Annotated in this window: 9 protein-coding genes and 1 pseudogene; 6 read left to right on the plus strand and 4 right to left on the minus strand. The window is 63.9% G+C overall.

Annotated elements, in window-relative coordinates; translation table 11 throughout:
• Positions 1–43 precede the first annotated feature (43 nt).
• The 3 genes and pseudogenes from HYG77_RS31675 to HYG77_RS31685 all read right to left on the minus strand — a co-directional run bounded on the left by HYG77_RS31675 (position 44) and on the right by HYG77_RS31685 (position 2,164).
• Positions 44–935 (minus strand): annotated as a pseudogene (locus HYG77_RS31675) (IS982 family transposase).
• 745 nt (positions 936–1,680) lie between these two features.
• Positions 1,681–1,872 (minus strand): hypothetical protein, encoded by a 192-nt coding sequence (locus HYG77_RS31680; protein WP_208963641.1) that lies wholly within the window; start codon positions 1,870–1,872, stop codon positions 1,681–1,683.
• Between the two features lie 4 nt (positions 1,873–1,876).
• Positions 1,877–2,164, minus strand: coding sequence for a hypothetical protein (locus HYG77_RS31685; protein ID WP_348273595.1), 288 nt, complete (start codon positions 2,162–2,164; stop codon positions 1,877–1,879).
• Between the two features lie 65 nt (positions 2,165–2,229).
• Here HYG77_RS31685 and HYG77_RS31690 point away from each other — a divergent pair, with 65 nt between their 5' ends.
• The 4 genes from HYG77_RS31690 (at position 2,230) to HYG77_RS31705 (ending at position 8,277) form a co-directional block, all read left to right on the plus strand.
• Complete coding sequence (locus HYG77_RS31690) at positions 2,230–3,834, plus strand: integrase (protein WP_208963642.1); 1,605 nt, start codon at positions 2,230–2,232, stop codon at positions 3,832–3,834.
• On the plus strand, positions 3,831–5,699 hold the full coding sequence (locus tag HYG77_RS31695) for a hypothetical protein (RefSeq protein WP_208963643.1): 1,869 nt from the start codon (positions 3,831–3,833) through the stop codon (positions 5,697–5,699). Before HYG77_RS31690 ends, HYG77_RS31695 begins: the two co-directional genes overlap by 4 nt.
• A gap of 185 nt (positions 5,700–5,884) precedes the next feature.
• Positions 5,885–7,825 (plus strand): integrase SAM domain protein, encoded by a 1,941-nt coding sequence (locus tag HYG77_RS31700; RefSeq protein WP_244461432.1) that lies wholly within the window; start codon positions 5,885–5,887, stop codon positions 7,823–7,825.
• Between the two features lie 17 nt (positions 7,826–7,842).
• Positions 7,843–8,277: a hypothetical protein gene (locus tag HYG77_RS31705; RefSeq protein ID WP_208963645.1), complete on the plus strand. Its 435-nt coding sequence runs from the start codon at positions 7,843–7,845 to the stop codon at positions 8,275–8,277.
• Between the two features lie 116 nt (positions 8,278–8,393).
• Here the strand turns inward: HYG77_RS31705 and HYG77_RS31710 are convergent, their stop codons facing one another.
• Complete coding sequence (locus HYG77_RS31710) at positions 8,394–8,786, minus strand: hypothetical protein (RefSeq protein WP_208963646.1); 393 nt, start codon at positions 8,784–8,786, stop codon at positions 8,394–8,396.
• Between the two features lie 306 nt (positions 8,787–9,092).
• Here HYG77_RS31710 and HYG77_RS31715 point away from each other — a divergent pair, with 306 nt between their 5' ends.
• Positions 9,093–10,835 (plus strand): helix-turn-helix domain-containing protein, encoded by a 1,743-nt coding sequence (locus tag HYG77_RS31715; protein ID WP_244461433.1) that lies wholly within the window; start codon positions 9,093–9,095, stop codon positions 10,833–10,835.
• Between the two features lie 680 nt (positions 10,836–11,515).
• Positions 11,516–12,187, plus strand: coding sequence for an HAD-IB family phosphatase (locus HYG77_RS31720; RefSeq protein ID WP_236603660.1), 672 nt, complete (start codon positions 11,516–11,518; stop codon positions 12,185–12,187).
• Positions 12,188–12,241 lie beyond the last annotated feature (54 nt).

Here is a 12,241-nt window from a genome sequence, read left to right on the forward strand (position 1 = left end):
CCCTTCTTCTGCCCCGATCTAGATGATTGATTCCTTGAACGGATCAGTGGTCGTAGGCGATGAATGATCGCTTCGCGGCGGTGCCGATGTTCCAGTTGTGCCAGATGCCGGCGGCCATCGCCAGCACGCGCTGGGCGACGCGGGCGAACACCCCGTGCGTGGTACGGCCACCGTGTTCCTCCAGGCAAAGCTGCCCTTTCAACGTGTGGTTGACCGATTCGATCCACTGCCGTACCCCGCCGAGATTGCCGTTCTTGTAGGTTTCGTCCTTGCGGTCCGGTCGCAGCAGCCGCAGGCCCATCGCGGCGGTGGTGGCCGCGAACTGTGCGCCGGAGAAGCCTTTGTCGGCGAGCAGGATCTGCCCCGACCGAATCAGGTGATGATCGTGTTCGAGCAGTGCGGTCACCACCTCACGTTCACCGAGTTTCGGATTCGCCAGGCACCACATGATCGGCATCCCGTCGCCCGCACAGACCAGGTACAGCTTCAGCCCCCCAGTAGAAGCGCGAATGGGAGGCGCAGTAGCCGTAGCCGGCGTGCCCGGCCAGGTCTGACCGCTTCACCGTTTCCCGAGACATCCCGCACGGCACCGGGGTGGCGTCGGTGATCCACAGGTCGTCGCACCATGATGGGGACACCTCCGCGAGGAGTCGAATTGTCTTGCACAGCAATCCTCGTGCCGCCCTGACGCGTTTATTGTAGTCCGACTGTCCGGGAATGTAGGGGAACAGAGCCCGCAACTCGGCGCTGTGGTGGGCGTGCCGGATCCACCGGCGTTCACAATCGAATCCGAGCAGCATCTGCGCCACGGTCAGGGTGAGCAGTTCGGCATCGGAGAGCAGCGGGCGCCGGCCCCGCCCGGTGCGGGGTTCGACGACATGATCGTCGATGAGCACATAGAGTTCGGTCAGGAGGGTTTCCAGTTCTTTGGTCACGCTTTGATCTTGGAAACCCTCCGCCTACCAGCCTCGCAGCGACACACCTTCAAGGAATCAATCATCTAGCACGCCATGACCGACGCGAGCGCGGCGACGGACGCATTAGCCTCGATGGTGGGTCGGGGCCAACCTGCCGAAGGAACGTGCCATGGTCTGCGATCCGGGATGCTTCTCCCCCTTCCATATGCCCTGGCTGTGGCCGTTCTGGGGTGTCCTGTTCCCTACTTTGGCCGGTTGGTGACGGCATGATCGAGAACGACTGGATCCCCACTGCCGGCGCGACGGGGTACCTCTACATCCCTGCAGACGCAGCGATGATCGAACTCAAGGACCTTCGCCTTGAGCCGACGGAAGGCTAGTCATGAAGATCTCAGAGTGGATGTTGATGTATGGAGGCGAATTCGGATGGTGGTATTGGGGCATCCCAGCGCTGTTCGGATCATGAGCACCGTTGCGGCCGCCAACACGAGGTCGACAGAGGGTGTCTTGGACCGGAACGGTGGGGTGTAGTCGCGGCCGGCCAGGGTCGCGGCGAGAGTTCACGCAGCACCTTCGCGGGCAGGTGATAGACGAGGGTCGTCTCGCTCGCGCGTAAGTCCGAGGGCTCGCGGAAGAAGAAGGAGATCGGGGTTGCGGTGAGCCGGCCCAGCGCCAGGAACTGCTCCCACGTCGGATACTTGATGCCCGACTCCCAGTGATCGACATCGGGTTCTGTTGTTCCGCAGTCGATGTCGACCTGCGGTCATTCGAGCCCGTTCATGTCGAGGGCGGCGGTGATGCGGTCCGGGACGAGTCGACCGGCCTGCCACATCCGCAAGCCCTCCTCGGCGGACAGCCACGCGGTAAGCGCGTCCTGAATTCCGGTGGGCGAGGATGCTCCGGCGTCGGCGCTCGCGTTCGGTGGGATCGGCGCGCACACTCCGGTGCTGCCCACGTCCTCACGGGGCCACCCGCTGCGCCAGCTCGACAGCACCCTCAGGACGGTCGGAGGGCGTGGGCTGGGGTTCGACTGGGCCGGGGCTGATTCGGCCGTCCGCGATGCCCTGCAAAACACGACGGGCGGCTTCGGCGTCGCCGCGGGCCCGGTGGGCGGCGCCGAGCCGGATGCTCTTCTCGATCCCTTCCGCTTGGGAGCGGGTCAGCATGATGCATCCCCACACCTGCGGGTTCGCGAGATGTGCCGGGTCGAGCCCGTACCTGTGGCAGTCGTGCAGGATTCGGCCCATATCGAACTCGGCGTTTTCTCTAGGCTCATCGGAGTTGTCGGTCGAGGTTGGAGCCTGGAGGGTGTGTGGCGAGTGGTGCAGGGCGCTGGGAGGTCGAGTTCTACGACTTCGTATCGGGTTCACCTGGCGTTGGAGTCGAGGAGTTGGCTGGATTCGGCGACCTGCACGAACGGGCGTCGCGGAACGGTGCCCGTCATGGGACCCCGGTCATCGTAACGGTGTCAGGTGAGGTTGATCCGCGGATCAATCTGTTCTTCCGCACGGGCAGGATGGCCGATGCAACTCCCTCCACGTGGCGTCGGTACGCCTTCGCGTTGGTGGTGTGGCTGAACTTCCTGCACCTGTGCGATCAGCGGTGGGATCGCGCAACCTTCCGCGATGTCGAGGCCTTCAAGCACTGGAGGCTCACCGATGTCACCAATGACGGCCGGGTCGCGCCGACCAGCTTCGATACCGACCGGGCCGCGCTGAAGTCCTTCTATGCGTGGGCTTCGGCGCGCTACGGCGTCGCCAATCCGATGCCGGCCACCACGGTGGCCGCTCGACGGCGCAATTTCGGTGTCGAATCGTTGCCTGATAGCGGTCGGGGGCGGCGCGATCCGCTGCGCCCTACTGGCGCCAATCGGCGGCAGGTGAAGTGGATGCTGCGGCCGGCGTTCGAGCAATGGCGCGACGTGGGACTGCGCGGTTACGGTTTCGACGGGTTGCGGCGGCCGGGATGGTGTGGGGCAAGCGAAGACCGGGACGGGGCGTTCGTCGACGGGCTCTACGGCACGGGGCTGCGGGTCACCGAGTGGGCCAGCGTGCTGGACATCGAATTACCCGCCGCGGACATGACACGGTTTCCGAAAGCGTGGCTGTCTGCGGCCTGCATCAAGGGCAAGAAGGAGGGACGGGAGTATCGGATTCCGCGCAGCGCATTGCGTTCGATCGCCTCCTACACCGACCCGGCAGCGGGCTCACGCGCCGAGATTGTCGAACGGGCGCAGCGAGCAGGGCGCTACGACCGGATCCCCGGCGCGCGGATCATGACCGGCTACAACCCGCGCAGCCGACTGCTGTCGATCGAGGGCGAGCATGGCACATACCAACTGTCGATCGACTTACTCGGGCCGGACGAACGCCGACGGCTGTTCCGCCGCTCACCCGGCGGTTTGGAACCGGTGGCGTTGTGGTTGCGGGTCGATGGGCTACCGAAGAAGTCGCACGGGTGGGAGGACACCTTCCAGGACGCGAACGCCCGTGTCGCTGAGGTGTGGGTCGCAGTGACCTGGCCAGGATTAAGTGGTGAGCAGCGCACCTCACGAAAGACCGAGTGTCCGTTGTGGTGTCGCCCGCACATGCTGCGGCACTCGTTTGCGCTGAAATGGTTCTCGATCCTGTCGGCGGTGTGGCAGCACCGCATCGACGGGTTCACCGACGCGGAGGTCGCCGACCTCCGGGACCAATTCGGCGACATCTGGTATCAGATGGCAGCCTTACTTGGTCACCGGGATCCAGCAACGACGAAAGACACGTACCTCGAACCGTTCAACGCTCTGCAGGTCGACTACATGATGTCGCTTCTGAACGAGGAGGAGACCAGCGCGGTCGACACACTCATCCGAGCAGTCGCCGCCGACAGCGGACGGGTCCTGTCCCCCACGGTCGCGATCGAGTCGACGCGATGAGGGGGCATAGCGGCCGGCCGGCGTCACTTCCCGAGAAGGGCTGGAGAGCACCGGAACTCGTATTGGAGGGTGGTACCGCGGTCAGGTTCATCGAGGAGCAGAGCGGAGCGGAGAAGATCTACGACTTCGCCAAACTGGCTGTAGAGCCCGCGGTTCAGCAGTGGCTGGCGCGTGCGTTCGCTCGACGAATCCGGCCGCCTGCCGCGGTCAAGCGGATCCGATCCGCCACCCAGACCTACCAAATGGTGTGTAGATTCGCCGCCGTGCTGGCCACCAGCGACATCCCGGTTCGAGACGCCTCCGCGGTGACCGCGCAACATCTCATCGCATTTCACAACAGATATTCCGGCCTGCGGTCGCAGTTGTACTACGTCGATGCGTTGCGCGGAATTTTGCGCGACGATCCGGAATTGCCGGCGGACGTTCGAGCCTACTTGGTGTCCACGCGGCCCACACAGAACCGCGACCGATCGGTACCGTCAGGGCCCACCGAGTACACCGATGCGCAGTGGCAACAGATCACGAGCATGCTGCGCAGGGACATCCGGTTGGCGCGGGACCGCATCCGCGCCGGCCGGAGCTTGCTGAGCCGATACCGGGACGCGATGATCGCCGAGAATCACGACGGCTATCCCGTGGCCCTGCAACTGGATCTGTTCGACCGGACCGGCGAGGTCCTCCGCACGCGCCGGGGCACGCCGAGCGAGGCTCTGTCGAGGCTGGGCGGGATAAGGCACATCGCAGCACTTCTGTGCTTGACTCCGCACGAAATGACCGCGTTTGCGTTGCTGATGACGGCGATCACCGGCGAGAACTTCGGAACGGTCAGCGGGTGGCCCGCCACCTCGTATCGGCCCGATGGACGAGCACTGGACGCCGCGGGAGTCGTGCTGTTGGAGGCAACGAAACCCCGCCGCGGTCCCGACCGAGAACACATGGTGACCGCACTGGAAGATCTACCGCCAAGCCTCGCTGTGGTGCTCGACGCCGATACCGGCGATCGCCGGCTGTTCCGGTCACCGCTACGGGTCTACGAGTTGCTGCTCGAGCTGACGGAACTGTCCCGCCGCCACGGTCGTCACCAGGGAGTGTTCGGTGCATACACCGTCTCCCCGAGCAGAAAAGGCGAGCACTGGACTTCTCGCCCGCAATCGTTCCACGTCGGTGCCTGGGCGAAGACGAATGGCTTCCCGGTCACTTCTTCTGCGACCTCGGAAGGTCCCCCGCCGATCAACACCCGCTGGCTGCGCAACACGGCGATCGCCCGCACCCGCCGACCGGTCGCACACACTCGGACGACGATGAACGACCAGTATCTGATGCGCAGCGACCACGTGATCGGCGACGCTCGCACCGTTGTCGCGTCGGCCCTGCGGCGGGAGGTGGACAAGGCCCGCCGCCATCACGCGGTCCCGGTGTTCACCACCGAGTTCGTTTCCCTGGCCCGCGCCGACCCGCAGGCGGCGGCCCGGCAAGCCGCCCTCCCCATCCCAGCCGTGTCCGCGCTCGTGTCCGGGCACCACGACACACTGCTTGCCGGCTGCACCGACCACACCAATAGCCCGCATACCGAGGTGGGGATACCCTGCCCGGCTTCATTTCTGGAATGCCTTGACTGCGTCAATGCTCGCGCACTCCCCCACCATCTGCCGGTACAGATCGCCGCCGCCGACCAGATCGCGGCGCTGCGGCCACATCTGGATCCGCAAATGTGGGCGGCGAAGTACGCTCCCGTGCTGGACCGACTCAACGACATCCTCGGTCACTACACATCGGCCGAGCAGGATCGGGCACGGACCGAAGTGACCGGTGAGCAGCGCCGCCTCGTCGAGCAGATGCTCGACGGACAATGGGATTTACGGTGACCGCGGCGACCCATTCCGCCCGGCCCACCGGGGATCCGTCCTCGCCGTGGCCGGCGCCGGAGGTGCCGATCCTGCGGGGTCGGGTGATCCGGCCTGATACCCCTGCTAAACAGCTATCTCGCTTCGGTGACCCAACCTGGGCTCTACAGCCGGCCCAGCCGGACAGCCATCAGGGGGTGTGGGCTGTGCACTGGACGAAGTTCCCTGACACACTGGTTCTGCCGCTCAAGACGGTGTGCCTGGCGCTGCTGGACCATCCTGTGCCGGCGCAGCACGGAGTGCGCACGGGCGCGAAGCTGCTCGCGGTGCAGACCATCTCACACACCACTCACCATCTACGGGTGTTGGCCGAGTGGATGGCCGGCCGAGGCCTGACTCAGCTCAGCGAGCTGACCGATCGACACCTGAACGCCTACCGCACCCACGTACTCGACCTGGACTGCCCGGTGATCCGAAAGCGCCAGCTGCTCAACACCGTCGTCCTCGTCCACGCCTACCGCGATCTGCTGCCCCAGCCGTGTCAGTTCGCCACCTCGACCCCCTGGGGTGGGGTCTCGGGCGACAACCTGGTCAAAGTACCGCGGGCACCGAGAGTGAACAGGACGCCGCGAATCGCAGCAGAGACCATGGAGGCGCTGCTGGCCTGGTCCCTGCGAATGCTCGAGGATATCGGCCCGGACATCGCCGACGCGTGGCGGACCTACCAGCAGCTCCACCAGGGCAGCCACCCCTCCCAAGCCCGGTTCGTCGGACTGCCGATCCGACGGCGACTCGCGAAGTTCCTTGCCGACGCCGCACGTGAGGGCACCGCGCTGCCGGGTAAACGCCGGCCAGACGGTGTGCTGGCACTCGATGAGCACACCCTGCTCAGGCTGCTGGGCTTGGGTCTCTCCTACCACCGGTTAAGTTCCGCCCGTCAGCGCCGGATGGTGGCCGAGTCCGGGTTACCGCTGACCGAGAGCTACGCGCACGGCACTGCCATCAAGGGCACCATCGATCGTCGACCGTGGCGGGACCCTCCGATCACGCCGCAGGAACTGCCCGAGCTGGTGGGGTTTCTGACTGCGGCCTGCTTCGTCATTGTCTGCTACCTCAGCGGTTTGCGTCCGGGCGAAGCCCTGAACCTGCGCCGCGGCTGCCGCGACACCGACCCGGACACCGGCGAACTCCTGTTGGTCGGCCGACGGGGCAAGGGCCAAGGCCGCACCCCGCTCGTGAACGCCCACCTCGAGGACGACCCGTGGGCGCGCCCCTGGGTGGTCGTCCAACCAGTGCACGATGCGATCGCGCTCCTCGAACAACTCACCCCACACCCACTGATCTTTCCTCCCACCTACGGACGCACTCCGCGGCGCACCGCCCAGACGCACACCCGGACCACCCACTACATCGCGAAAGACATCGGCGGGTTCATCGACTGGATCAATTACAACTTCGTCACCGCCGACGGCAGCGTTCCGATTCCCGCCGATCCGACGAAGCGCCTGCACGTCGCGCGTTTCCGACGAACGTTGGCCCACTTCATCGTCCGCCGCCCACGCGGCATGATCGCCGCTGCGCTGCAGTACGGCCATCTCGCAACCAAGGTCACTCTCTCGTATGCCGGAGACCCGGACACCGGCTGGATGGACGACCTAGCGATCGAACGACTGCAACTCGTGCTCGAACAGATCGGCCAGGACCGGACGCTGCTGGCCGCGGGCGAGCACGTCAGCGGCCCCGCAGCAGAGGAATACAAGACACGGATCGCGCAGTCGGCGGTATTCGCCGGCCGGGTGGTCACCGGCGTCCGCAACTCCGAGCGCCTACTCGCCCACGCCAATCCGAACGTCCACCACAGCGACGGCATGACCTGCGTGTGGACCAAGGAAACCGCGGCCTGCCGAAAGGCAAAGCTGGCGATGGGGCTTCCCGACAACGACGCACCCGACGAGACCGAATGCCGAACGACCTGCGTCAACCTCGTCTACACCGACCGCGATATCCAGCACCTCCGTGAGCGGCTCCACATACTGACCCTGCATGCCGACGACCCGCTCGCGCCGCAGCCGCTACGTGACCGCGCAGCAGCCCAAGCCGCCACACTCAGCGCGACCATCGAAAGACATGAACAAACAAGTCAGTAGTCCTGGAAGGAAACCGAATGATGAACCGCAAGTTCCGCGATCGTGACGAAGAAAGGTCAGCGATTCGCGCTGCGGCACTTCGGTTACTGGAAGGAATCCCGCTGCACTCATCCTCCGGCAAGCTCACCGCCACAGAACTAATCACCGAATCCGGGTTGCGGCGCGACGTCGTCTACGACCACCGTGATCTCGTCGACGACTTCCAGGTCCGGGTCAAAGCCCAAAACTCCACACCCACAGCGTTCCAACAACTCTCAGACCAACACGCCGCCCTGAAAAACAGCCTCACCAACACGAAACAGCAACTGGCGAACGAAAGAGCCACCACCAAGATCCTCCGACAGGCCATCGCCGAACTTTCCCTGGAACTGCAACAAACACGCGAGGAACTCAACGACCTCAGCAACGTCGCCAGACTGCGGTCCACGAGCACGGTCGATCCCGAGACCTGAAGCGACTATCGGCCGAGAAGCAACCACACCGAACTCAGCGCCTCCGCCGAGTCGCGCCCATCAGCCCAAAGACCGCCTTCGCAATCCGACAAACAGTCGTCCGACAACTGACTTGCCTAATGAAGGCGTTGTACGCCAGCGCCACCTTTCCCGCCGTCACCGCCACCAACTCGGGAAGGACCGCCGCCCAGCGGGGGGCGCCGATCAGCGTCGGCGCTGATCCCGTGTACCGCGGCGACGGCCGGGTGGATCGGCACGGCGCCCGGATCGACGAGGGTGTCGAGGAGCACCGCCCCGGTGGCGGCATCGATCACGGCGATCTCGACGATCGCACCGTCGAAGTCGGTCGATTCGACATCGCAGACCATCGCCCGGCCGGGCCGCAGCATCTCCTGCGTCCACTGGCGCGGACTGAGCGCATGCGGCACCTGCCCCACTCGCGGGCTCGTCGCTGGTGACTCGGGTGCGGTCATGGTGGCCATCGTGACCACACCCTCCGACACACTCATCCGCGCACGGCGCCAGCAGCATCACCCGCTGGCATCGGCATCACCGGCCTCACTGGCGCGCTTCGCGTCGAGTCACCCGTCGACAAAGTCGGACATGATCTTCCGGCCGCTCTCGTCTGCGGACTGTAGCAAAATAGGACACTGCCATCGATGTGAGCCAAGTTACATTTGCCGTGAGGAAATCAGCTCCGGAAATCCCCTGACCAGTTGTGTAAGGTGGTTATGAGTATCGACAAGGCGCGCCGCGGGCCATGGAACGAACGTGGACGATTCTGGACATCAGCGCCATCGCGAGAGAACCCAGAGTTGAGCAATCTTCGACCCGAGATCGAAGCGTCGTGGCGGCGGTGTGAAGTTATCGGCGTCTCGTCCGGCGATGACGACCTTCCCTACACGCCGGACGTGGATCGCGACAGCCGGTTGAGAAGAGCCGCCGATCCCGTGATCGACAACCTCGTACTCCATCTGCTGGACGCCCCCGCGACCATCCTGCTGGCAGATTCCGCCGCGCAGATCGTCGACCGCAGGGCTGGCAACGCTGGGTTGCGAGCGCGTTTGGACCGCGCCTACGTGGCACCCGGATTCCGGTATGCCGAGGAGGACACCGGCACCAACGGGATCGGCACCGCGTTGGAGGAGCGACGACCGTTCCAGGTCAGCGGTGGCGAGCACTACCGTGAGGCGCTGCAGAGCCTGGCGTGCGTCGGTGTTCCCATCATCCATCCGATCACCCGCACCGTGGAGGGGATACTCGACATCACCTCCAACCTGTCGGATTCCAACGCGCTGATGGGCGCCCTGGCGAAATCAGCCGTTCGCGAAATTCAGTCGCGCCTCTATGCCGAGTCCTCCGATCGCGAGCAACGGCTTCTCCAGTCCTTCCTGCAGGCCTCTCGTCGCGGCTCCTCCGCAGTGGTGTCCTTGAACCAGGATGTCATCATGACCACTCCGATGGCCGCGCAGATCATCGACACGTCCGACCAGGCGCTCCTCTGGGATTGGGCATGCCGAATGCTCGCCGGCCGCGACGAATTCATCGGGGAAGTCAGGCTCGCCGACAACGTCACGGTATCCGCGACTGCACGTAGAGTCGGAGACTCTCGATCGCCGGCGGGCATCGTCATCGAGATGCGGCAGCATCTCCGCGATACGAAGAAGTCGTCCGCCCGTCATTTGGCGTCAGCCTCCGCCGTCGAAAAACGCGCGGAGACTGTCAGGATTCCCGGCCGCAGTTTGTCGACGAAACGACTGCAGACCGAACTCGAGCGGCTCGCCTCGATCGACGCGCCTGTCCTCGTCACCGGAGAGCCCGGCGTCGGCAAGTTCTTCGCCGCTAGCGCCCTCCACCGGATGCAGGATGCCGATGGCCGTTTCACCGTGTTCGACGCTGCTACCGCCTCTGTCGATCCCGACGCGTGGATTGCCGGACTGGTCAATTGGAGCAAGGTCGACGGCGCCCTTATCATCCGGCATCTCGATCTCCTGCCGGAGAAACTGGTCCCCAACGTCTGCGCGGTCCTCAGTGAGGCAGTGGACCATCGCGCGCAGATCATTGCCACCGCGGGCGAAGCGATCCGTCAAGGTCCCGCCGGACGACTGTGCGATCACTTCATGCGCCGCATCGAGATCGATCCACTGCGACTTCGGTCCGAAGATATCGCCGACATCAGTGTGGCCCTACTACGTAAGCACTCCCCCGACCGAAACGGCCTGCGACTGCAACCCGCTGCTCTGCAACTGCTGGTCGCGCGGGACTGGCCGGGGAATGTCCGAGAACTCGAATCGGTTCTGGCGTCCTCGCTCCTGCGGTCGATGGGCTCCGACATCGGGGTGCAGCATCTGCCCGACGGTTACCGCGACGGTGATCTACGCCGCCGAAATGCGTCGACGTCGCTCGAATTGGCGGAGCGTGACGCGTTGCTCAAAGCACTCGTCGAGACCGACGGCAACAAACTACTGGCTGCGCAACGCCTGGGGGTAGCTCGCTCCACCCTTTACCGCAAAATGCGCGCACTGGGTATCGACGGGAGCCGGTTCCTTCCGCAGTAGCGGCAGTCGATGACGGAACGTGCCGATTGAGACAGAGCGTCAGTCACCGGCTCGCGCCCAGGCCTCGAGCATGCGCCGCGCAATCGAGGCTGCACCGGGCAACAACATGTGCACCTCCGTCGTCTAATCCCGGCACAGCCGGTGACTTGCAGTGACATGTCCCGCACAGCACGATCAACGCGCCATCACCACGGCAAGATCAGCGCATCAAACACACGGACCATCGGATCTACCTTGATGCACCAGCTGATTGTCAACGACACCGTGTTGGCCATCGCGGGCGGAGTACGGCAGTCAGAGCCGACGGGAACTACGAGGTAACGGACAAGTACCAACGCAAGCAGAATCAAGCCAGAAACTAGAAACCATTCTCGTCAGCTCGCACTGGCTTCGCTCGGATCCATTCCAGCAACGAAGGGGTCGGGTAGATCGAACACTGCTGCACCGCAACAGTACTCGACACCTGCTGCGATGTCGACGACGATTCCGATGCGACATCCTTCGAAGCACCACTAACGGCAGGAGGAAAATAGAAACGTTACTACTGTTGCTGTCTTGAGGGTCTCCGGCTATCGTTATCCCACAACATGGGTGAGGAGCATCACGTGTTCGAACCCACCACACGCTTTACACGACGGACTTCAATAGTCCCCGAGATCTGAGGTGGGATGGGCGTGCAGATGCAGCAGCAGAGCATTCCGGCAGTCAAAGGTGGGAGCAGACTCCACGTGTTCGATATGGACGGGACGCTGCTGATGGGGGCTGCAACGGTAGAGCTTTCCCGATTCTTAGGCTGCTTTGATACCGCATTCGCCCTTGAAGAGGCCTGGCTGCGTGGGGAAATCAGCGAGGTTGCCTTCTGGAACAAGGCCTTAGAGTTATGGGCAGGAGCCAGCGAAGACCAGATTGATGGGGCCTTTGAGGCGGCCGTTTGGCTCGAAGGCATACCTGAGGTCTTCGCTGACATTGCTGCCCGTGATGAGCGGTGCATAGTGATTTCGCAATCGCCCTATTTTTTCGTTCGAAGGTTGGAACGGTGGGGGGCACATGCAACATTTGGGTCGCGAATAGAACTAGGAGGGGAAGTCACTGAAAACTCAACCTTGACCCTCGAAGATAAAGTGCTCATCACAAAGCGCATGCTTAACGACTGGGGACTGACTGCAGCCGAGTGCGTTGCGTACGGTGATTCGACTTCAGATATCTCTCTTTTTGAATGGCTCCCGAACACGGTTGGCGTCAACGCGAAGGACCCCATTCGCAGCCTCGCAGCCAAACTCTATGACGGCAACGACCTCCGACACGCCTACAGCATCGGACGTCGTCTCATCGCTGGACCACAAGCACTCTGACCGGAAGCAGTGGCGGATAGCTCCGCCCCTCCATTTACCTGCACGTTCGTTGAT

The organism is Rhodococcus sp. ZPP (genome assembly GCF_017656075.1).
Classification (GTDB): Bacteria; Actinomycetota; Actinomycetes; order Mycobacteriales; family Mycobacteriaceae; genus Rhodococcus_F; species Rhodococcus_F oxybenzonivorans.